The sequence below is a fragment of the Bartonella sp. AP1QHHD genome (assembly GCF_042196265.1).
Lineage (GTDB): Bacteria > Pseudomonadota > Alphaproteobacteria > Rhizobiales > Rhizobiaceae > Bartonella.
In genome coordinates, this window is record NZ_JBHIPW010000089.1 from 123631 (window position 1) to 146145 (window position 22515).

A 22515-nucleotide genomic window follows, 5' to 3' on the forward strand; every position below is an offset into this window, starting at 1 on the left:
GCTATTAATCCTGTAACAGCAAAGAAAAGCTCTAGGTACTTAATATAAAGTGCAACGACTTCACGTTTTATGAAGAGAAAAAATGGCTTTTTAGAGGCAAAGTGAAAAAATATATAAGGGTAATTTGTTTTTTTAGCTGAAATGGAGAAAAAATTGTTATGAAAGCAACAGATCATCTTTTTTTGGTTGACGGATCAGGCTATATTTTTCGTGCTTATTATGCTTTGCCGCCTTTAAAACGTAAAAAGGATGGACTTCCTGTAGGAGCAGTAGCTGGTTTTTGCAATATGTTATGGAAATTACTTTGTGATGCTCGTAATACAGCTACGGGTGTTGTTCCAACACATTTTGCTGTTATTTTTGATTATTCATCTGATACTTTTCGGAAACAAATTTATCCTGAATATAAAGCGAATCGCGTTGAACCTCCTGAAGATCTAATTCCTCAATTTGCGCTAATACGCCAAGCAACGAAGGCTTTTAATTTGCCTTGTATTGAAAAGGAAGGCTTTGAAGCGGATGATTTAATTGCTACCTATGCAAAGTTGGCAACAAAGGTTGGGGCAAAAACAACCATTATTTCTTCTGATAAGGATCTTATGCAACTCGTAAATACGCATGTATCTTTGTATGATGGAATGAAAGATAAGCATATAGGTATCTCGGAAGTTATAGAAAAATGGGGTGTTGCGCCTGAAAAAATGATTGATTTACAAGCATTAATTGGAGATTCAACGGATAATGTACCGGGTATTCCAGGCATTGGTCCAAAAACTGCAGCTCAGTTGTTAAATGAATTTGGTTCTCTTGATCTTTTATTGCAAAACTTAACAGAAATTAAACAAACAAAACGACGTGAAAACATTCAAGTTTATAGAGAACAAGTTAAAATATCTCGTGAACTTGTCAGGCTTAAAACAGATGTTCCTATAGATAATGATTTAGATGATTTTATTTTGGAGCCACAAGATGGTCCACGTTTAATTGCTTTTTTGAAAGCGATGGAGTTTTCAACATTAACGCGTCGCGTGGCAGAGGCAACGACATGCGATGCAGCTGTTATTGACGCACTTGATATAGATGTTGAATGGGAAAAACTAAGCCCCAGGAATGATTCTGATATCAGGCATGATTCTTATATCAAGAATACTGAGCGCGCATCTCTTCATAATTTTTCTGAAAATTCTCCACAAGTTTTTGCACAAAAACGTAAAGATCAAGCGCTGACTCAAAAAATTACAAGAGATGCTTATACAACAATTCTTGATGAGGAAATTTTAAAAGACTGGTTATCACAAGCACAAGAGCAGGGTTTTTTCGCTTTTGATACTAAAACAACATCTCTTGATCCGATGCAAGCAAAGCTTGTTGGTTTTTCACTCGCATTACAGCCGGAAAAAGCAGCTTATATACCTCTTGAACATTTTGATGAAGGAGAAGAGGATCTTTTGAGGGGCGGGCGCATTGCCTCACAGATTGAGGCCCAAAAAGCTTTAGCACTTTTAAAACCGATATTAGAAGATTCAGCGGTGTTAAAAATTGGTCATAATATAAAATATGATTGGTTGGTGATGAAGCAATACGACATTATGATAAGCTCTTTTGACGACATCATGCTTTTATCATATGCTTTTGATGCTGGAATGTTAACCCATAATATGGATGATTTGTCTGAACGTTGGCTTGAGCATAAACCAATTGTCTATAAAGATTTAACGCATAACGGGAAAAAAATTACTTCTTTTGCACAAGTAGATTTAAAACAAGCAACCCTTTATGCGGCGGAAGATGCTGATATAAAGCTACGTCTTTGGCAAGTATTGAAACCGCAACTTGTTGCTCGTGGAATGACAAAAATTTATGAACGTCTTGATCGGCCTCTTGTAGAAGTTCTTGCAAGAATGGAAGAACGGGGGATTCTTATTGATAGGCAGATTTTATTGCGTCTTTCAGGAGAGTTAGCACAAGCTGCTTTGATTCTAGAAGAGGAAATTTACAAACAAGCTGATGAAAAGTTTAATCTTGCTTCGCCAAAGCAATTAGGGGATATCCTTTTTGGCAAAATGGGATTGCCTGGAGGCGCTAAAACTAAGGGTGGACAATGGTCAACTTCTGCACGGACCTTAGAAGAGTTGGCTGCTGAAGGTCATATTTTACCGCGTAAAATTATTGAGTGGCGTCAACTTTCAAAGCTAAAATCTACCTATACAGATGCCTTGCCTTCTTATATTTTTTCAAAAACAGGGCGAGTTCATACAAATTATTCTTTGGCAATAACATCAACAGGTCGGTTATCATCATCAGAGCCAAATTTGCAAAATATTCCAGTGCGAACTGCTGAAGGACGTAAAATTCGAACAGCTTTTATTGCTCCCAAAGGACATGTGTTACTTTCTGCTGATTATAGTCAGATTGAGTTGCGCATTCTTGCACATATTGCGGATATAAAAGCATTAAAAAAAGCTTTTGCTAAAGGGCATGATATTCACGCTATAACGGCATCACAAATGTTTGGTGTTGCGATAGAAGGAATGCATTCAGATATACGACGGCGTGCAAAAGCGATTAATTTTGGTATTATTTATGGTATTTCAGCTTTTGGACTAGCTAATCAATTGGGAATTTCACGCCAAGAAGCGGGTCGTTATATTCAACTGTATTTTGAAAGATTTCCAGGAATTAAAGATTATATGGAGAAGACCAAAATCTTTGCACGTGAAAATGGTTATGTAGAAACAATTTTTGGACGTCGTATCCATTATCCAGAGATAAAAGCAAAGAATGTAAAAATTCGTTCTCTTAATGAGCGGGCAGCTATCAATGCTCCAATTCAAGGTTCTGCAGCAGATATTATTCGCCGCGCTATGATACATATGGGAGATGCTTTAAAAGAAGAAAAACTATCAGCAAAAATGTTGCTGCAAGTTCATGATGAACTGATTTTTGAAGTACCAGAAGAAGAAAGTAAAAAAACCATGACTGTTGTTAAAAATGTTATGGAAAATGCTACAATACCGGTTCTATCTTTATCTGTCCCGCTTGAAGTAAAAGTTATGACGGCTCAAAATTGGGATGAGGCACATTAATTTTTTTATTTATTTTTAAGAATATTGATTGCGTTGGAAAGATTAAGATAGGCTTTGATAGGCAAATGATCTGAAGCAATGCGTGCAAGTGGTGAATAATGATTTTCAATACTTGTTACCAATTGGTGGGGAAAAGAAAAAACTCTATCAAGGGCTAATAAAGGAAAACGAGAGGGAAAGCTTGGTACAACTTCAAAAGTGCTATCAAAATAGGGAGAAAAATGATTTAAAGATGAGCCTTTTCCCATTCGCCATTCATTAAAATCTCCTATGAGGAGTGTAGGCATAAGGGGGCGTTTTTGGAAAATTTCAAGGAGCATTTTTGTTTGTTGTTTACGAGAGTAACGTAATAAGCCAAAATGAGCCGCAATAATACGAATAGGGCCTGCTGCCATTTCCAACTCTACAATTACAGCCCCACGTGGTTCAATACTAGGAAGAGTGACTTGTAAAGTATCACGTACATATCCCTTTTGCAAAAAAAGAGCATTCCCATGCCAACCATGGCCATGAGGTGACATAGTATTAAGAGGTACAGGAATCAAACCGGTTTCAGCTTTTAATAGCTGAAGATTAATCAAACCGATGCGTTCCCCAAAACGTTTATCTGCTTCTTGAAGAGCAAGGATATCAACTTGTAATTCAGTAATAACACGGACAATTCTTGTAGGATTAAAAACTTTATCAACACCTACACATTTATGCACATTATAGGAAGCAACGGTCAGATCATAATTACTATTTTGATTGACGATGTTTGATTGATGATGAGAGCGGCTGTGAGTTGTATTTAAAAGGGAGCTATGGAGTTTTTGTTGGATAAAACCGGTAAACCAAGGGAATTTTTGCTTATAAGGGATTTTTGTCATTTTGCGAAAAGAATAGTTTCTAAGAAGCAGAGGGTAAAGATTTACACTAAAAACAAAAGAACCTTGTCTCTTTTAGAAACAAGGTTCTTTAATTAAGTAATGATTTTTGCAATCAATCACGGTTTGAGCCAAGAAACTGTAGCAAGAAGACAAACATATTGATGAAATCAAGATAAAGATTCAGCGCGCCCATAATAACTTTACGTCCTCTGGTATCGCTTTCATCTCCTTCATAATACATCAACTTAATGCTCTGGGTATCGTAGGCTGTTAAACCAGCAAAGATAAAAACACCAATCACAGAGATAGCAAACTGCAAAGCGCTTGATCCAAGAAAAATGTTCACAATCATGGAAAGCAACAAGCCGATCAATCCAATGAATAAGAATGAACCGATTGCTGTGAGATCACGCTTTGTTGTGTATCCATAAAGTGAAAGAGCTCCAAAAGTTGCGGCGGAAATGACAAAGGTTTGCACAACACTTTCTGTCGTATAGCGCAAAACGATTGAAGACAGTGAAAGACCAACCAGAGCAGCATAACCAAAAAAGAGGCTACGAGCAGCATTTGTGCTCAATGTATTAATTTTAAAACTGAGGAATAAAACTGCTATGAGTGGTGCAAACATAACAATGTAAGAGAATGGCGATGTATAAAATGTTACTCCAAATGATGTTAAATAAACACTGCTATTGATTTGAGCTGCTGCTTGGTTCATATCTGTTGTCGTTGCTAATGATACAATTACATAAGCGGCAGCAGCTGTAATAAGCAAACCAATGGCCATTGTATTATAGACACCCAACATATAGTCGCGCAATCCCTGATCAATTGATGCATCGGCGTGAGAAGTAGGCGCCGAACGTAAATTTTTAAAATTAGCCATAATATAAAATCCTTTAGCATATGTTCTGTCAGGTATAGGGCTTTAAAGGTGTCTCTGTCATTACACAGATAAGCTTGGTATAAGCCTTAATTGGGCAATACAAAAACCCTTAAGAATCACTGACAGAATTCCAGCATATATGCTCTTATTATGGAGATTTATTTAAAAATTACAAGAGATTTATATGAAGAAGGAACCTTACAAATTGGTAAGGAAATAGTTCATTTTAATAAAAAATATTTCCATTTTTTGCCATATTTTTGCAAAATAAAAAGACTACACTTAGAAAATTTTCTATTATGCACAGAAACTATGTAATACAATCCCTTATAAAATATTCACTATTTTTGCGTTTATGAGAAGAGCGGCAAGTATCATCACACTATTTTCAACTTCCAATATTGCATCTGTTTTGCACGGTTATAAGAGCTATTGAATTGGATTTTTATATAAATATTGATGTATAATGATAAATTGTCTTTTTGAATGCTAAATGATACTCCGAATATCGCAAGATTCTCTGGTTGAAAATCTGTTCATATTAAATCAATCAAGATTATTGACTTGCTTGTGTCTTACAAGAGACATGGTTTTAATGGATTCAACATGAACAGATTCCAAATATAAAGAGATTTAGGATAGTAAGGGCTTTTATTCAATATGAAAAACGGTAATTTATATTTATAATCAATATGTTGGTTTAACAAGACACCATTGAAAATAGTTGAAAAAATGTTTTTTATTAAACAATATATAAAATAAAAAAGGAGAGTTTTTAAACGAAGCACTTAAGAAAGGCTCTGTAAAAGCGATATCTGTAAAAACTAAAAAACATACGAAAAGCAATTGTTCTAATCAAATAAACAGAACTTCAAATGCTGTGAAATGTCTCCTCAAAAATTGTGATGTAGGACACATGGATAAAAAATATTGATTCTATTTGGGTTCATTTCTTTTGCACTAACTAAGTGTAGAAATGTAAAGTTGGAAAGAAAGTAAGATCTTATAGTCCCATGAAGAGAAACCGTGAAATGACGAGCAACAAGAATTGATTAAGAGAAATCAATGTGTAATCAGACTTGTGATGGTCAATAATCTCTGTTTTCTAAGGCACTGAACATATCAATGAGAAGATGTACTATTGGAATGACGCCTTGCTTTCATCCAAGTACGCAATTCTTCAATAAGGATGGCAATAACACCGAGAGTGATAAAACTATCTGCAAGGTTGAAAATAGCAAAATAAAAAATATCATCAATATGAAAAAGTATATAATCAGTGACATGATGAAAGCGAATACGATCAATGAGATTGCCGATGGCTCCCCCAATAATAAGAATAAGACCAAAGCGCATTAAAGACTTATTATATTCAGTATTTTTCCATAACCATAGAAGAAAGATAATCACAATGATCGTGATGGCGATGATTCCCCACTGAGAAAAGGAAGAAAAAAACGAAAATGCAATGCCAGAATTGCGCACATGATAAAGGGAAAGAAAAGGAATAAGCGAAATTTCTGTTCCTAAAGGCATATTGTGCATAACCCAGTATTTGACAGCTTGATCAAGTACTACTGTAAAAGCCAAGCCCAAGAGAAGAAAAGGGAGTGATTTACGAATCATGTTTTTCCTCACATGGTTCCAGTATTAAATAGGGGCGACGGATTTCATAAAGCATAACAGCTGTTGCTACAGCTAGATTAAGCGAGTCTGCTCGTCCGCTTTGTGGAATACGCGTAAGTTTATCACACCGATTCGTAAGAAGATCTGATAATCCCTGTTTTTCATTTCCCATTAAAAGGATAATAGGGCCATTTTTGAAGTCAAGTGTGCGATAATCCAGAGAACCTTTGAGGTGTGTTCCAACAATCATACCTTTAAAGTGAGAAGACCAGTTTAAAAAGCCGTTTTCATCAAAACGATAAAGTGGTACAGAGAAAATAGATCCCATGGTTGCACGGACTGTTTCAGGCGAGAAAGGGTCTGTTGTTTCGCCAATTAAAATAACACCTTTAGCACCTACAGCATCAGCTGTTCGAATAATGGTACCAAGGTTTCCAGGATCACGTACACGATCAAGCGCGATGTAAACATCTTTAATCTGCCCTTTTATCATTCCAAAAGAGTGCCATTTTTGCTTGAAAATACCAATAACTGTTTGTGGATTATCGCGTCGGGTAAGTGATTCCATAACCTTTTGTGAGGCTTTAATAACAAAACCACCGTTGGCTACAGCACGTGCAGCAGTATTTTCGATAGTAGCATTACCGATTTCACTTTTAGAAAAAATAAGCGTCTGTATTGTCCAGCCAAGATTGAGAGCATCAATGACCAATTTCAATCCTTCTGCCATGAAAAGACCTTCTCTATTACGGTTTTTCTTTTGGCTAAGTGCTTTAAGATTTTTTATGATGGGGTTGCTAAGAGAGGTAATTTCTTTCACTCTACCAGTTTTGGGTCTACACATATTCAAGCAATCCAACGGCTAAAAAGAGAAGTAGAAAGAGCACGTCCTGCAACTTCTTCACGCAAAATGAGTTCTCCTGATTCGACCGTACCACCAAGATTTACAAATGCATCACGCATTAAAGCATGAAGTGCAAAGAAGGAAGCACGAATAGAATAAGCCGTAAGGACAACAGAAAGCGGTTTATCAGAGAGAAGTTTACGACAATTTGTGATCATAGCGGGTAAATGATCAAACAGTTGCCAAATTTCACCATGGGGTCCACGCCCATAAGCAGGGGGATCAAGAAGAATCATATCATAGCTTTTCTTACGACGCAGTTCACGCTCGACAAATTTCATAGCATCATCGCAAATCCAGCGAATAGAATGATCTGGTAATCCTGCTCTTTCTTGATTAGCTTTTGCCCACGCAATGGCTTTTTTAGAAGCATCAACATGGGTAACATTCGCACCCGCTCGTGCTCCAATCAAAGAGGCAATACCTGTATAGCCAAAAAGATTCAACAATTTTATAGGGCGTTCGGCTTTAACAATTTGTTCTTCCATAGAGCGCCAATGGGCATCTTGTTCAGGAAAAACCCCCACATGACGAAAGGAAGTAAAACGGCCTAGAAAAGACAATCCATTCCAAGCAAGAGCCCATGTTTCATCAAGTGGCTTTTTAGGAAAATGCCAACGCCCAACCCCTTCTTCATCAAGGTTTCCTGTGAAAATAGCATCAACATCAGCCCATTGTTTTTGTGGTAAAACGGGTTTCCATAGTGCTTGACCTTCTGGTCGAATAATGCGGTAAGCTCCATAACGTTCTAATTTTTGTCCATGACCAGAATCAATGAGAGCATAGTTTTCGCTTATACCCGTTTCTAAAATAAGGGGCAGCTTTTCCTGCGGATATCTATTGTTATGGGAGAATTGAAAGCATTGTGCGGGCATGTTTTGTATCACGGTATATGAGGTATAAAAATATATTATAAAACTCTTAAATGTTTCGTAAAAGTGCAAAAAAGCTAAAGTCAATTAAAACATGTATAAAAAAGAAAAAGAGCACTTTTAACTCTGTACTGAATATAGAATACAGAGAGAAAAGATTTCATTTAAATACCATTACACCAGATTTGTGATAGATGTTTTCAATTTTTCAATCTCGGCTTTACTTTTTTTGAGAGCTTTTTTGTATTTGTGGTAGGAAAACCAACTGATCAGATTTCCTAATAAAATACCAAAACCAAAGAAAATAAAGAGCCATATAAAGAGGGGAGCATGATAAGTAAAACTTTCAGGATTTGCTCGAAAAGGATCAAGGGTTAACGGAACCATTTGACGATTAGCCACGATAAAAACAATCAAAACCGCTGCGAGAATCACACCGATACTTGTTAGAAGAATACGTTTAATTATCATAAGTTTCTCACTGATTAAGACGGTCGCGTAAATCCTTGCCAGTTTTAAAAAAAGGAATCCACTTTTCTTCAACAGAAACGGCTTCACCTGTTCGTGGATTACGTCCATTACGGGCTGAACGGCTTTTTACAGAAAAAGCTCCAAATCCACGAAGTTCAACGCGATTGCCATTTGCAAGTGCTGTTGCAATTTCCTCAAAAATAGCATTTACAATATTCTCCACATCCCGTTGAAAAAGATGCGGGTTATGACGAGCGATAATTTGCACAAGTTCTGATTTTACCACAATAGCCTCACTTTCACACAAAAAAATTTTGTAATTGTGCACTCCATGCATATTACAATATATAAACGGATAAAAGCAAAATAAAATCAAGAAAAAACAAATTGCAAGAAACAAAATTTGAAAATACCTTCTATAAAGGGTATACAGATTAAAAATGCGGAGGATTTAAGAGATCAGGAGAGTATGTTCGTACACAATCATTATAAAGCCTTTTCAACGCAATCATCTTTTGGAGATGTTTTAAAAAAAGCATCTCGTCATTCGCGTCGCATTAGCATATTAAAATTTTTTTTACCTCTCTTAGCGTTGATTTCAGCGCTGGTTTTTTGCTGGTTTACGTTTTTCTTGGTTCCCGTTACTTCTGATTCTATGCCTTTGAATAATGGAGAAAGTGGCGTGATGAATTTGACGATGCTCAATCCAAAATTAGAAGGGTATACGCGTGCTCATGAACCTTATTGGCTTAAAGCAGAAAAGGCATTTCAAGACCATACCCACGCTGGAATGATTGGGTTGCAAAACATTACAGCTAGAGCATTTATGGGCCAACAAAGACAGGTTTTTCTTTCAGCACAAGGAGGGGGGTACGATAACATTAATGGTTTTTTACAGTTGGATAAGCCATTCACGATTACGACGAATGATGGGATGATGGTACAATTTATGTCAGCTAGTATTAACTTATCCGAGGGACAGTTAAAAACAGATCAACGTGTTAATATTCAGCAAGCCGGTTTGAATCTTGCCGCAAACGCCTTACAAATTCGAGAAAAAGGAAAAAACATATATTTCCATGGTGGTGTGCATTTAGTGCTTCAAAAGCAATAACGCAATATCAATACAAATCTTTAAAGGATATTTATAAAGAGAAGTATGTGTATATACAAACAGAAGAATTGAAATAATGAAATCGTACAAAAGATGGATAGGTGTGATGTTGGCTGTTAGCATGGGAATGTTAGGAGAAGGAGCAGTTTTAGGATATGCTGAAGTGGCCCATTTTGGAATAAGTCTATCAAGCGATAAAGAACCGGTAGAACTTCATGCAGATTCTTTGGAAATACGTGATAAAGAAGGGATAGCGCTTTTTAAGGGTGACGTTTCAGTGGTACAAGGTGAACGTCTTTTAAGAACGGCAGAATTAGTTGTTTACTACGATAAAGCATATAAAGAAATTGATAAAAACAAGGAAGATACAAAGGCATCATCTGTTTCTTTATTTGGTTCGTCGAGTATACAAAAAATGGAAGCTTTAGGAAAAGTTTATATAAAAATTGCTACGCAAGTTGCTACGGGTGATAAAGGCGTTTTTGATGGAAAGTCAAAAATGATGAGTTTGACAGGGAATCATGTTGTGTTAACTGATGGTGACAATGTGGCAACGGGGTGCAAACTAACGGCAAATATGGAAAGCGGAAAGGCTTTTTTAGAAGGTTGTGAGACGCCTAAGAAAAAAGGTCGTGTTTCTATTATTTTAAAACAAAATCAAAAGAATGGCCATTAAGATTTCATGTTTGGAATCAAAAGAAAAAAACAGACCGATAGGTATAATCTTGAAAGTGAAGCTTCAAAAAATCCCTTAAAAGGGACCTTGATTGCCAGTAATTTGATTAAAGTTTATCGAGGAAGACGAACTGTTAATGGTGTTTCTTTTGGCATTCGTACGGGAGAAGCCGTTGGCATTTTAGGGCCCAATGGGGCAGGTAAAACAACTTGTTTTTATATGGTGACAGGGCTTATAAAATCTGATGGAGGATCCATTAAAATTGATGGATTTGATATTACGCATCTTCCGATGTATCGACGTGCGCGTTTAGGTATTGGATATCTTCCACAGGAAGCGTCTATTTTTCGTGGTCTTTCAGTAGAAAATAACATTAAAGCTGTTTTAGAGGTCGTTGAAAAAGATCGCCTTAAACAACGTGAAGAGTTAGATAGCCTTTTACATGAATTTAAAATTGATCATTTACGTAAAATGTCTGCACTTTCGTTATCTGGAGGTGAACGTCGGCGACTTGAAATTGCGCGCGCTTTAGCTTCTCGTCCCCATTTTATGTTACTTGATGAACCATTTGCAGGAATTGATCCTATCGCTATTTTCGATATTCAACAACTTATTCGTCATTTAACGAGGCGTGGCATTGGTGTTTTAATAACGGATCATAATGTGCGTGAGACATTAGGGCTTGTCGATCGCGCTTATATTATTCATACAGGGCGGGTGTTAGTTCACGGTTGTCCTAACGATATTATCAACAACGTTGATGTACGCAGAATTTATTTGGGAAATCAGTTTTCTCTTTGATTTTACAGCTTTCACGAGTTTCCATTTAAGTTTAACCAAACATTATTACTGAAAATCTCCTTATTTATGCCAAAACTTCTTTTATGACTATAACCTTAATGTTGTTATTGAGTGGTGAAAAAGGCTTCATCATTAGAGGTTAGTCTGTTGTTTTATAAGTTTAGCTTACTCATAATTGTATCATAGAAAAGATATCACTAGATTAACGTGATAATGAGTGATAAACGAAGCGCTCAATAAATGCGTGTGTTATTGAAAGGTAAGAGATATTTATCATATTTTTCTCTGTCGAATCAGACCATATATCGATGATGCTGTTTTAGGTATTTTGATGGGAGCACCGGTTTATATATTGCGGTTATTCAATAGGAGTTGTCGTATTTTATTGGTTTATATGGCCTATTTGAAAATAGGAGCTTGGCTACAGATATCAGGCTAAATCTATAAATCTTTTAAAATAATCATTAAATTTCTAAAAATCTTTATATTCTTGTTATAAGTCGATGTTCAAGCTATACAGTAATTTTCAAAGTAAAGGTCCATTTTGCTCAGTATGCTTTTCATCTTAATTTAAGGGCTCATTTTTAAAGAAAGAAAAACTCTGATGGCGGATTATACATCAACTCTTATGACAAGTTTAATAAATTTATGAATAATGGCCTTTTCTAGAGTCGTAAGGAAATTAACTTTATGAACAACTTCATTTCTTTGGTTTCTTATGCCGTTAATGATGATCCGAATAATATTTATTGTTGTTTTAGAAGTGATATGAGATGTATTGAGCCATCACCCATTATAAATTGAAAAGTAAAAACACATGCGATGTTGCGAAAAGTGAAAGAACATTAAGTATCTATAGCGTTTATAGGTTTATTGATGAGCATTTTAGCGTGTAAGAGGAAAATTAAAGTATGAATTTGAGTGAGTTAATAGCACCGGAAGCGATCATTCCGGCTCTTAATGCTAATTCGAAAAAACAGGTTCTGCAAATTTTAGCCGAAAAAGCTTCCAAGCTAACAGGTCTTAGTGAGCATGTGATTTTTGATGTTGTTTTACAACGCGAGAAGCTTGGTTCAACGGGTTTGGGTGGAGGTATTGCGATTCCTCATGGAAAATTACCTGATATTAATCGGATCATTGGTATATTTGCACGTCTTGAAAGTCCTGTTGATTTTGAAGCTCTTGACGACGAACCTATAGATCTCGTTTTTCTCCTTTTAGCACCTGAAAATGCTGGTGCAGATCATTTAAAAGCTTTATCACAGATCGCACGTGTTTTGCGTCACACTGATGTTGTACAAAAGTTGCGCAGTACGCATAATGCCAATGCGCTTTATGCTTTATTGATTCAAACTTCAGAATCAAATGCAGCTTAAAAGTTATTATGAGCGTATAAATTGCGAGGTATGCACTACAGAGCGTAGGAAATAATATAATTTGCATCTTAAGACTAATAACAAAAGGTTATGTCATGAGATTTAAGAAAATTACTTCTAATTGAACCTTCTTTTTAAAGAGCAACCAACAAAAACGAAGGGCTTTTCCTTTCTTGTTCTCGTATATTAAAGCATCTAATTATTATGTTCGTGGATTCTTTTATCCTGTTATACTGTAAAAACACTATCATTTGAGATATGGTGAGATAAATTCTGTAAGTCTTCTTAATATATTAAGTGCTTTTAGAGTGCGTGGTAAATGTTTTTAAGCAGGACTTGTTTGTAGAGCCTTTAGTTAAGTGAATCACATGAGTGGGAAGAAAAGAGGAGACCGCTCGACAAGAATCCAAACTTTTTCAGTCCAGATTGGATTAAGAATCTTCGTCCTTTGAAAGCGGGAAAGAAATCAACAGAAAAGTTTATTTGTGCATTGAATTTTTTTGTAAGTTGAGTTTGAGTGTTTAGGGATAATATTTTAATGCTCAAGAAGAAATAAGAGATATATTGTATCTTCAGTATAGCAAGATATTGATTTTAAATATAATTCACTATTTCGCATGTTGGATGAGAGATCCGAATATTGTAAAATTCTCTTATTCCAAACTTGTTTATGTTGAATCAATCAAAACCATTTCCTTGCACGTTGTAAACGAAATTAGCGTGTGGATAAAAACTGTACAAGAAAGGGGTAAAAATGCTTCCTATGAATCGTCTCAAGTATCGAGAGTTGTAGCAAAACATTGGGAGCTGGAAAATAGTGTTATGGTGCCAGCTTTCTTCTTCACAAGTGGAGAGATCAACTATTTTATAGATATGATTTAGATGTCTCTGTTGTATAGAGCTCATGCTAAAGAACAATTTTGTACGGTAAGAATGAAAATTATACCTTTAGGTTGGGTGAAAGAGTTTTATGCATAGGAAGATTTATTTAAGTGTCTTTAATTGATTAAAATATTGTTTAAAAAACGGTAATGTTAGAACTGCTATAGAAAAAAGTTTTATATTTCTTTTTATAAATTACTTAGAAATAAGATAAGGAGACTTTCCCAAAGAATTCTTAAGAAGTTTTTTATAACAGAAAGAAAAATATCGTCTAATACATTAAAATAATACGATTAAGCTATTATAAGCTACTAAAATCATTTTAGAAATTAATAATTGGAGATGAAATATATAGGGAAATAAGATCAAAAGAAACAAAGTTGTATGTGATTATTGAGATAGAATCTAAACTCTTTATGTTTTATTATTAATATCTTGATAATATTTTATTATTTTTACAAGGTCTTTTGAAGATTGAGAAAAAGTGTTATCGGGACGATATTGAATACGAAATATGAATGCACTATAATGAGTAAAAGATGGAGTATTTTACGAACATAAATATATTGAATGCATAAAGTCGAGAAGTGATATTCGTAAGGCGATTAAGCTTTTTTGCGGGGAGTCCGGGGTGTATTTTGAAAATTTTGCATCAGATTGCTTGTGATATAAAGAGTATGGTTTATTTCTTAACAGAGTGATGGTATATTTTCATCTCGTTTTGAAGTTCTATAGCTTAAAGAAATCGTTTTTTATACAAAAACGAAATAAGTAGCGTAAAATGAAGATATTATTTTTTAATGTGGTTATTGAATAAGAAGTTTATGTTTTGGTAACGATTAAAAGGTCACAATGAAACGTAGAAATCTATTTTGATTAGTGTGAAAATATTTCGCTTATTGAAGGAATTAGGACAATAACACATGAATATCGAGGAGTTTTTGTTGAATTTTTCCAATGAAGAAAATCTTGTTAGAGACTAAAGAAGTGAGCTAAATGAAGATGTTTGAAAAGACTGTTATTGCTGCATCTGTAATGGTTCTTGTTACAGCGGGAGTGGCATATGCACAAACGCCAAGCCGTTTAAATCAATTTGAAGCGTGGGGAGCCTATTCTTATAAATCGCCCAAAAATACGATTTGCTATGTGTTATCGGTACCTTTGAAGGCTCTTCCAACGACAGTTAATCATGGTGATAACTTTTTCTTGGTTACCAAGCGTTCTCATTCACCTATTTCGTTTGAACCGCAGTTTATGGCTGGTTATACCCTTCAAGAAGGGTCGAGAGTGACAGTGACCATTGGAGGTAAGGACTTTGATTTTTTCACGAAAGATTCCTCAGCTTGGCTGGCGTCATCAGAGCTAGAAAAGCAGCTTGTTTCTGCTATGCGTGCTGGAAGCAATATGACAGTGCAAGCGATATCAAAACGAGGAACGCATACCACTTATACTTATTCCTTAAAAGGGGTCACTGCTGCATTAAATGCAGCTCAAAAGTGCCATTAAGGTTTCGATAACTCTAAAATAGTGATGTGAATTGGAAAGCAATGGCCATTTCCTATGACCTTAGACCAGTTGGTTCATGTTTTGCACGAAAAACAGATAATGTGGTCGTGAAGGAGAGTTCTAAGCTCTCTTTAATTGGTTTGTCGCAAGATGAAATGATGCAAGCTTTAAAGACTGTTGGTGTACCAGAGCATCAAACGCGTATGCGTGTGCGTCAGCTTTGGCATTGGCTTTATGTGCGTGGTGTTTCAAATTTTGATGATATGCTGAATATTTCTAAAGCAATGCAAGAAACACTTAAGTGTCATTTCTCCATTGCGCGCCCAGAAATTGTTGGAGAACAAATATCAAAAGATGGTACGCGTAAATGGCTCTTACGTTTTCCTGCACGTGGAGCTGGAAGGCCTGTTGAAATTGAAACGGTTTATATCCCTGAAGAAGGACGTGGTACTTTATGTCTTTCATCGCAAGTAGGGTGTACGTTAACCTGCTCTTTTTGCCATACTGGAACGCAGATGCTTGTTCGTAATCTGACCGCAGAAGAAATTTTGGCACAATTATTGGTTGCACGTGATTGTTTGGGTGATTTTCCTGATAAGAATACCCCTGATGGAGCAATTGTTCCCATTGAAGGACGAAAAATTACCAATATTGTTATGATGGGAATGGGAGAACCTCTTTATAATTTTGAAGCTGTTAAAAAAGCTTTATTGATTGCCTCTGATGGCGATGGACTTTCTTTATCAAAACGTCGAATTACGCTTTCAACTAGTGGAGTTGTTCCTGGAATTATCCGAACTGGAGAAGAAATTGGTGTTATGTTAGCAATTTCACTCCACGCAGTACACGATACACTAAGGGATATGCTTGTTCCCATTAATAAAAAATATCCGCTTGCTTTACTAATGGAGGCTTGCCGTAATTATCCTGGTCTTTCCAATGCAAAACGAATCACATTTGAATATGTTATGCTGAAAGATATCAATGATAGTTTAGATGATGCTAAGCGATTGATTCAGTTATTGAAAGGGATTCCTGCTAAGATTAATTTAATCCCTTTTAATCCGTGGCCAGGGAGTAATTATCAGTGCTCTGATTGGGAGCAAATCGAGCGTTTTGCTGATGTCGTTAATCAAGCGGGCTATGCTTCTCCTATTCGGATACCGCGTGGACGCGATATTTTAGCTGCATGTGGACAGCTTAAATCGGCTTCAGAGCGCTTACGTAAATCTGAACGGTTACGACTTGAAAATGCCATTGGTCATTAGTTAACGTAATTTTCAGCGATATCGAGGCCTATACTTTTTTGTTTGTAATTTAATATCCAAACCTCATGCGATGGCATATGTGAGACAGAGATTAAGATGGATAAGTGCTAGACGAACAGTTTCAGCATTTATATGCTAAATGGGGTAAGAGATTGTCTATAGTCTGTTTGCATAATCTCTGAAATAAGAAGGAAGCCTAATTTAGAGGGAATATGAAGTCTTAAGGATTGTAACTAATTTCTACCTTATTATCATACTCATTAATTAGGTTTTGTGTCTTTTAAAAGCATCTACGGTAATATCTTTTAAAAAGTGGAGATTGTGCAGTGGCTCATGCTTTTGTTTATTCTTTTCTTAGATAGTTTTTATCCATACGAAAACTCCAGCTTCTCTTGTGGTGTACAAAGGAAAGGTATTGTTTTATTCAAAATAAACAGATTTGAAATGAAAAAATCTTATAATATTTGTTTTTTATTCAAATTAAAAGCGATACATTACACTTATAAATCAATGTTTTGTAACCACAAGGAGATGGAGGGCAAAGCTGGTAAAAGTACCAGCAATAAGCCAGTCGAGAAAGCGAATATAAAGAGGGTTCTTTTTGAGAGTTTTGGTAAGTTTATGCGCTGTAAAAACGATTGCAATTGTAATGGGGAAAGAAATAGGGATATAAGAGAGTCCTAAAAAGAGCAATTTTTGTGTTGCCATAGGATCATTCGCATTGATAAATTGTGGTAAGAATGTCGCGTTAAAGAGTATAACTTTAGGATTGAGAAGATTAATTCCAATACCAGCAAGATAGTTACGTTTAGCGCTTTGAGATTTAGAAGATGTCTGTTCAAAGGAAAAAGTGGGGTTTCTCCGTAACGCTTGAAAGGAAAACCATAAAAGATAAAAGGCGCCAACAATTTTCAGAAGAACAAAAGTATGTGGTGCAGCAAAAATAAGCGCTGATAAGCCAAGTGCTACAGCGGTAACCTGAATGGCAAACCCTGTTGCACTACCCAAGGTGCACATAATTCCAGCTTTTTTGCTTTGTGTAATGGTTCGTCCTACAGAAAGCATCATATCTGGTCCTGGAATAAGTGCTAAAATCAACGATGCTAAAGCAAATTGTACAACAATAGACCACTCCGGTAGAAATGACACGTAAATCTCCTTTTATTTTAAGCAGTGTTCACTATTTATACTTTGAGGCACCTTTATTTACGGTTTTTGCGTCTTTTTAATGTTGCTTAAAAAGAATTTATTTTTATATTTCTTGCATCGTTTTGATTTTTGGGTAGAAATAAAAAAGTAGCTCATATAGAACGTTAAAATGAAAAGGTGGCAAAATATTAGAAAAGTTGTTTTGGCTTATTCAGGTGGATTGGATACGTCAATTATTCTTAAATGGTTGCAAAGTGCGCTAGGTGTTGAAGTTGTAACTTTTACAGCAGATTTGGGGCAGGGGGAAGAGCTAGAACTTGCTCGTCGTAAAGCTGAAATGCTAGGTGTTAAAGAGATCTACATTGAAGATTTGCGCGAAGAATTTGTGCGTGATTTTGTGTTTCCGATGTTTCGAGCCAATACCGTTTATGAGGGGACTTATCTTTTAGGAACATCAATTGCACGTCCACTTATTTCAAAACGCCTTATTGAAATTGCTGAGGAAACAGGGGCAGATGCCATTGCTCATGGAGCAACAGGAAAAGGCAATGATCAGGTACGCTTTGAGCTTTCCGCTTATGCGCTTAATCCTGATATAAAGATTATTGCTCCATGGCGTGATTGGGATTTTAAGAGTCGGACAGATCTCTTTGAATTTGCTCGTATTCATCAAATTCCTGTAGAAAAGGATAAGCAAGGTGAAGCGCCTTTTTCAGTGGATGCAAATTTATTGCATTCTTCATCAGAAGGAAAGATTTTAGAAGATCCAGCACTTCCTGCTCCTGAATATGTCCATATGCGTACTCTTTCGCCGGAAGATGCTCCAGATCAAGCAACCAGAATTACTCTTGGCTTTAAAAAAGGCGATGCTGTTTCAATCAATGGAAAAAATTTATCTCCTGCAACTTTACTTGCAGAATTAAATCGTTACGGGCGCGATAATGGTATTGGTCGGTTAGATTTGGTAGAAAATCGCTTTGTGGGTATGAAATCGCGGGGTATTTATGAAACACCAGGTGGAACCATTCTTTTGACGGCTCACAGAGCTATAGAATCTTTAACGTTAGATCGTGGCGCAGCTCATTTAAAAGATGAGTTGATGCCACGTTATGCAGAACTCATTTATTATGGATTTTGGTTTTCGCCGGAACGTAAGATGTTGCAGGCAGCTATTGATTTATCTCAAGAACATGTTGAAGGTGAAGTCACGTTAAAGCTTTATAAGGGGAATGTAATTATTGAAGGGCGCCAAAGTAAGAAATCACTTTATTCCAGTGAGTTAGTAACTTTCGAGGATGATCAAGGTGTTTATGATCAAAGAGATGCAACTGGTTTTATTAAATTAAATGCTCTACGTTTGCGTACATTAGCAATGCATCATCAAGGTGATAAAGAAAAGAAATAGAAAGTTACGGTGACAAGTGTAAAGTAGGTGCAGTGCTTTTGTATGAAATGCCTAGTTTGAGCATTTTTTCTGTTGGTTTTTACCGTTCTTTCGTTCAATACTAGAAGCTTATCTTTTGCGCTAATAAATATAATAAGCAAAACCCATGATAATAATAGCAATGAAGGCTTCGATAATCAAAACAAGTCAATTTTGCTTTATAATATTGAATGTTTTTGATTTTTATCAGAACAAAATATGTTTATAACGAGGGCGGTTTTTGTATTGTGGCTTAAGAGTATAAAGAAATTTTCATCTTTTTGCTTGCTATTATTGACGAATAAATTCAAGAACCATACACCCTATTTTGAAAGAGTGTAATTTTTAGGATAAATAATGATGCGTGATCAGTGTGATACCCTCAACCTTACGCCTGAATTAAAAGATGCAGCTTCTCAATCGAGAACTTGGCCATTTGAAGAAGCACGTAAGATTATCAAACGGTATGAAAAAACGGGTTATCCAGACAGTGTGATATTTGAAACAGGTTATGGCCCTTCTGGTTTACCGCATATTGGAACTTTTGGGGAAGTTGCACGTACAACCATGGTGCGTCATGCATTTCATATTCTCACGGAGAATAAAGTAAAAACAAAATTACTTTGTTTTTCTGATGATATGGATGGTTTGCGCAAGGTTCCTGAGAATGTGCCTGATCGCGAGAGGATGGAACATTATCTTGGTCAACCGTTGAGCCGTGTACCCGACCCTTTTGGAGATGATTATCCTTCTTTTGGAGCGGCAAATAATGCGCGGTTACGGGCTTTCCTTGATCGTTTTGGTTTTGATTATGAATTTGCAAGTGCTACGGATTATTACAATTCCGGTCGTTTTGATGAAACACTTTTGAAAATCCTTGCCTGTTATGACAAGGTTATGGCAATTATTTTACCAACATTAGGTGAAGAACGGCAAGCGACCTATTCACTCTTTCTACCGATTTCTCCCTTTTCTGGAAAAGTATTACAGGTACCGATGATTGCGCGTAATGTTGAAAAAGGGACAGTCACTTATATTGAACCTGAAACAGGAGAAACCATAGAAACAGAGGTTACGGGGGGCAAAGTTAAGTGTCAGTGGAAGGTAGATTGGGCAATGCGTTGGACAGCACTTAGCATTGATTATGAAATGGCCGGAAAAGACCTTATCGATTCCACAAATCTTTCTTCTAAAATTTGTAAAGTATTAGGTGGAACCCCCCCAGAAGGATTCAACTATGAGCTCTTTTTAGATGAGAAAGGGCAGAAAATTTCCAAATCCAAGGGAAATGGCTTAACCATTGATGAATGGCTTACATATGCCCCAACAGAGAGTTTAGGGCTTTATATGTTTTCAAAACCTAAAACAGCAAAAAGGCTTTATTTTGATGTTATTCCTAAAGCTGTGGATGAATATTATGCTCATCTTTCTGCTTATGGTCGTCAAAGTTGGCAAGAACGGCTTAGTAATCCTGTATGGCATATTCATAATGGTTGTCCACCGCAGGTTGATTTGCCTGTATCCTTTGCGATGCTTTTAAATTTGGTAAGTGCTTCAAATGCGGAGAATGCAGAAGTTCTTTGGGGTTTTATTTCTCGTTACGCTAAAGAAGCAAATGCACAAACTTATCCAGAACTTGATCAATTGGTGAAGTTTGCCATTAAATATTTTGATGTTTTTGTTAAACCAAACAAGAAATTTCGTATACCAGATGATAGCGAACGAGCAACATTAGCACAAATTGATGAAAAATTAGCTCATTTACCTGAAACTGTTGATGGCAACATATTACAAAATACACTTCTTGATGTTGCACGGTTAACGGAACGCTATCAAGATCATAGCAAAAAAAGCCCTGAAGGTGGGCCTGGTGTTTCCAATGTTTTTTTTCAAATGTTGTATGAAGTCCTTCTTGGACAAGAGCGAGGTCCACGATGGGGATCATTTATAGCGCTTTATGGGATTAATGAAATGCGTGCACTGATTGCTGAAACACTTGCACGTCCTGTGGAGGAATAATGGAACGAAGAGTGCAGGAAGTAAAGCGACGCCGTACATTTGCAATTATTGCTCACCCAGATGCGGGGAAAACAACATTAACAGAAAAGCTTTTATTGTTTGGTGGTGCTATTCAACTTGCAGGAGAAGTAAAAGCCAAAAAAGATCGTATTCAAACCCGTTCTGATTGGATGAATATTGAGCGTGATCGTGGTATTTCCGTTGTGACTTCGGTGATGACGTTTGAATATGAAAATCATATTTTTAATCTCCTAGATACCCCAGGCCATGAAGATTTTTCAGACGATACCTATCGCACACTCACAGCTGTTGATAGTGCTATCATGGTATTGGATGGGGCCCGCGGGATTGAGCCTAGAACATTAAAATTGTTTGAAGTATGTCGGATGCGGGATATTCCTATTGTTACTTTTATCAATAAAATGGATCGTGAGGCACGTGACCCTATAGAGCTTTTAGATGAAATTGAAGAAAAGCTTGCTCTTGATACCGCCCCTATAACATGGCCCATTGGTACCGGTAAAGATTTTGTTGGTACCTATGACCTTCATCATAATCGTTTTCGTCAAAAAGATGATGAGATAATACAGCAGATAGTTTCAAATCCCAGAGAGGTTGTCCATTTACTCCCTGAATATCAACGTTCAACTTTTATTGAAGGGGTAGAACTTGCTCAAAGTGTTTGCAAGAATTTTGATCTTCAAGCTTTCCGTGAAGGTCATATGACTCCGGTTTATTTTGGTTCAGCTTTACGAAATTTTGGTGTTCGTGATTTGATCAATGCACTTATTGATTTTGGTCAAAGTCCTCGTGATCAAAGTGCAGATCAGCGCAATATCATAGCAACTGAACCTAAAATGACGGGATTTGTTTTTAAAATTCAAGCGAATATGGATCCTAATCATCGTGATCGTATTGCATTTTTTCGGGTATGCTCGGGAACACTTGAACGTGGTATGAAAACAAAGTTGGTCCGAACAGGAAAACCGATGACACTTTCGGCTCCACAATTTTTCTTTGCGCGTTCGCGCCAAATTGCTGATCAAGCCTATGCTGGTGATATCGTAGGGATCCCTAATCATGGAACATTGCGTATCGGCGATACTTTGACTGAAGGAGAAGATATCCTCTTTAAGGGAGTACCAAATTTTGCACCAGAGATTTTGCGTCGTGTTTGTTTAGGCGATCCAATGAAAGCAAAAAAGCTCAAAGAAGCTTTGCAACAAATGGCTGAAGAAGGGGTTGTGCAATTGTTTATTCCTGATGATGGGTCGCCTTCTCTCATTGGTGTTATTGGTGCTTTGCAAATTGATGTTTTAAAAGAGCGATTAAAAATAGAATATTCTTTGCCAGTGAATTTTGAGTCTGCACGCTTTAATTTATGCCGTTGGATTTCAGCGCAGAGCAAAGATGAGTTGCAAAAGTTTCTCAGCAATCACCGCTCTGCTATTGCGTATGATTTAGAAGGTGATCCAGTTTTTTTAGCGGAGAACCATTTTTCATTAAATTATGAAGCAGAAAGAGCTCCTAAGATAAAATTTTCTACTTTTAAAGATTATCAAGTAAGCTTTTAATGTAAAGAAGAAT

General features: G+C 36.4%; 18 protein-coding genes. 10 read left to right on the plus strand and 8 right to left on the minus strand.

The window, feature by feature from the left end:
- Window positions 1-158 precede the first annotated feature (158 nt).
- Window positions 159-3086 carry a DNA polymerase I gene (gene polA / locus ACFIME_RS08000; RefSeq protein ID WP_375662007.1) on the plus strand — a complete coding sequence of 976 codons (2928 nt, stop codon included), beginning with the start codon at window positions 159-161 and terminating at the stop codon, window positions 3084-3086.
- Window positions 3087-3091: 5 nt separating this feature from the next.
- Here the strand turns inward: polA and ACFIME_RS08005 are convergent, their stop codons facing one another.
- The 7 genes from ACFIME_RS08005 to ihfB form a co-directional block, all read right to left on the minus strand.
- Window positions 3092-3955 carry an endonuclease/exonuclease/phosphatase family protein gene (locus ACFIME_RS08005; protein ID WP_375662006.1) on the minus strand — a complete coding sequence of 288 codons (864 nt, stop codon included), beginning with the start codon at window positions 3953-3955 and terminating at the stop codon, window positions 3092-3094.
- A 112-nt stretch (window positions 3956-4067) separates the two neighbouring features.
- Complete coding sequence (locus ACFIME_RS08010; RefSeq protein WP_375654801.1) at window positions 4068-4841, minus strand: Bax inhibitor-1/YccA family protein; 774 nt, start codon at window positions 4839-4841, stop codon at window positions 4068-4070.
- Between the two features lie 1122 nt (window positions 4842-5963).
- Window positions 5964-6467 carry a signal peptidase II gene (gene lspA, locus ACFIME_RS08015; RefSeq protein ID WP_375611348.1) on the minus strand — a complete coding sequence of 168 codons (504 nt, stop codon included), beginning with the start codon at window positions 6465-6467 and terminating at the stop codon, window positions 5964-5966.
- A complete protein-coding gene (locus ACFIME_RS08020) occupies window positions 6457-7311 on the minus strand; it encodes a TrmH family RNA methyltransferase (RefSeq protein WP_375662005.1) in 855 nt (284 codons plus the stop codon). Before ACFIME_RS08020 ends, lspA begins: the two co-directional genes overlap by 11 nt.
- Before the next feature lie 2 nt (window positions 7312-7313).
- Entirely contained in the window at window positions 7314-8246 is a 933-nt protein-coding gene (locus ACFIME_RS08025) for a class I SAM-dependent methyltransferase (protein ID WP_375662004.1), read from the minus strand.
- Between the two features lie 171 nt (window positions 8247-8417).
- Window positions 8418-8714, minus strand: coding sequence for a lipopolysaccharide assembly protein LapA domain-containing protein (locus ACFIME_RS08030; RefSeq protein ID WP_273790185.1), 297 nt, complete (start codon window positions 8712-8714; stop codon window positions 8418-8420).
- A gap of 7 nt (window positions 8715-8721) precedes the next feature.
- Window positions 8722-9000 carry an integration host factor subunit beta gene (gene ihfB / locus ACFIME_RS08035; RefSeq protein ID WP_273790186.1) on the minus strand — a complete coding sequence of 93 codons (279 nt, stop codon included), beginning with the start codon at window positions 8998-9000 and terminating at the stop codon, window positions 8722-8724.
- Between the two features lie 183 nt (window positions 9001-9183).
- Here ihfB and lptC point away from each other — a divergent pair, with 183 nt between their 5' ends.
- The 6 genes from lptC to rlmN all read left to right on the plus strand — a co-directional run bounded on the left by lptC (window position 9184) and on the right by rlmN (window position 16337).
- The gene (gene lptC / locus ACFIME_RS08040; protein WP_375684772.1) at window positions 9184-9828 is read left to right on the plus strand and encodes an LPS export ABC transporter periplasmic protein LptC; all 645 of its coding nucleotides are present in this window, start codon (window positions 9184-9186) and stop codon (window positions 9826-9828) included.
- A 76-nt stretch (window positions 9829-9904) separates the two neighbouring features.
- Window positions 9905-10504, plus strand: a complete 600-nt coding sequence (locus ACFIME_RS08045; protein WP_375662002.1) for an LptA/OstA family protein — start codon at window positions 9905-9907, stop codon at window positions 10502-10504.
- Between the two features lie 6 nt (window positions 10505-10510).
- Entirely contained in the window at window positions 10511-11305 is a 795-nt protein-coding gene (lptB, locus tag ACFIME_RS08050; protein WP_012754448.1) for an LPS export ABC transporter ATP-binding protein, read from the plus strand.
- Between the two features lie 911 nt (window positions 11306-12216).
- Window positions 12217-12681: a PTS IIA-like nitrogen regulatory protein PtsN gene (ptsN, locus tag ACFIME_RS08055; RefSeq protein WP_375606109.1), complete on the plus strand. Its 465-nt coding sequence runs from the start codon at window positions 12217-12219 to the stop codon at window positions 12679-12681.
- Between the two features lie 1884 nt (window positions 12682-14565).
- Window positions 14566-15069 (plus strand): invasion associated locus B family protein, encoded by a 504-nt coding sequence (locus ACFIME_RS08060; RefSeq protein WP_375611465.1) that lies wholly within the window; start codon window positions 14566-14568, stop codon window positions 15067-15069.
- A 41-nt stretch (window positions 15070-15110) separates the two neighbouring features.
- Window positions 15111-16337, plus strand: coding sequence for a 23S rRNA (adenine(2503)-C(2))-methyltransferase RlmN (rlmN, locus tag ACFIME_RS08065; protein ID WP_375684773.1), 1227 nt, complete (start codon window positions 15111-15113; stop codon window positions 16335-16337).
- A 507-nt stretch (window positions 16338-16844) separates the two neighbouring features.
- On the opposite strand, the gene ACFIME_RS08070 is transcribed toward rlmN, so the two are convergent.
- Entirely contained in the window at window positions 16845-17486 is a 642-nt protein-coding gene (locus ACFIME_RS08070; RefSeq protein WP_375662000.1) for a LysE family translocator, read from the minus strand.
- A gap of 169 nt (window positions 17487-17655) precedes the next feature.
- Between ACFIME_RS08070 and ACFIME_RS08075 the strand changes: the two genes are divergently transcribed.
- The 3 genes from ACFIME_RS08075 to ACFIME_RS08085 all read left to right on the plus strand — a co-directional run bounded on the left by ACFIME_RS08075 (window position 17656) and on the right by ACFIME_RS08085 (window position 22502).
- Window positions 17656-18891, plus strand: a complete 1236-nt coding sequence (locus ACFIME_RS08075; RefSeq protein ID WP_375636390.1) for an argininosuccinate synthase — start codon at window positions 17656-17658, stop codon at window positions 18889-18891.
- A 375-nt stretch (window positions 18892-19266) separates the two neighbouring features.
- Window positions 19267-20928, plus strand: a complete 1662-nt coding sequence (locus tag ACFIME_RS08080; RefSeq protein WP_375683438.1) for a lysine--tRNA ligase — start codon at window positions 19267-19269, stop codon at window positions 20926-20928.
- Window positions 20928-22502, plus strand: coding sequence for a peptide chain release factor 3 (locus ACFIME_RS08085; RefSeq protein ID WP_375661998.1), 1575 nt, complete (start codon window positions 20928-20930; stop codon window positions 22500-22502). The genes ACFIME_RS08080 and ACFIME_RS08085 overlap by 1 nt, the downstream gene beginning before the upstream one ends.
- Window positions 22503-22515: the final 13 nt, after the last annotated feature.

Coding starts and splice junctions, on each gene's coding strand:
- ACFIME_RS08025 (WP_375662004.1), bottom strand. CDS start 8,246: ATGCCCGCACAATGCTTTCAATTCTCCCATAACAATAGATATCCGCAG.
- ACFIME_RS08060 (WP_375611465.1), top strand. CDS start 14,566: ATGTTTGAAAAGACTGTTATTGCTGCATCTGTAATGGTTCTTGTTACA.
- ACFIME_RS08045 (WP_375662002.1), top strand. CDS start 9,905: ATGAAATCGTACAAAAGATGGATAGGTGTGATGTTGGCTGTTAGCATG.
- ptsN (WP_375606109.1), top strand. CDS start 12,217: ATGAATTTGAGTGAGTTAATAGCACCGGAAGCGATCATTCCGGCTCTT.
- rlmN (WP_375684773.1), top strand. CDS start 15,111: ATGGCCATTTCCTATGACCTTAGACCAGTTGGTTCATGTTTTGCACGA.
- ACFIME_RS08085 (WP_375661998.1), top strand. CDS start 20,928: ATGGAACGAAGAGTGCAGGAAGTAAAGCGACGCCGTACATTTGCAATT.
- lspA (WP_375611348.1), bottom strand. CDS start 6,467: ATGATTCGTAAATCACTCCCTTTTCTTCTCTTGGGCTTGGCTTTTACA.
- ACFIME_RS08010 (WP_375654801.1), bottom strand. CDS start 4,841: ATGGCTAATTTTAAAAATTTACGTTCGGCGCCTACTTCTCACGCCGAT.
- ACFIME_RS08005 (WP_375662006.1), bottom strand. CDS start 3,955: ATGACAAAAATCCCTTATAAGCAAAAATTCCCTTGGTTTACCGGTTTT.
- ACFIME_RS08080 (WP_375683438.1), top strand. CDS start 19,267: ATGATGCGTGATCAGTGTGATACCCTCAACCTTACGCCTGAATTAAAA.
- ACFIME_RS08075 (WP_375636390.1), top strand. CDS start 17,656: ATGAAAAGGTGGCAAAATATTAGAAAAGTTGTTTTGGCTTATTCAGGT.
- lptB (WP_012754448.1), top strand. CDS start 10,511: ATGTTTGGAATCAAAAGAAAAAAACAGACCGATAGGTATAATCTTGAA.
- ACFIME_RS08020 (WP_375662005.1), bottom strand. CDS start 7,311: ATGTGTAGACCCAAAACTGGTAGAGTGAAAGAAATTACCTCTCTTAGC.
- polA (WP_375662007.1), top strand. CDS start 159: ATGAAAGCAACAGATCATCTTTTTTTGGTTGACGGATCAGGCTATATT.
- ACFIME_RS08030 (WP_273790185.1), bottom strand. CDS start 8,714: ATGATAATTAAACGTATTCTTCTAACAAGTATCGGTGTGATTCTCGCA.
- lptC (WP_375684772.1), top strand. CDS start 9,184: ATGTTCGTACACAATCATTATAAAGCCTTTTCAACGCAATCATCTTTT.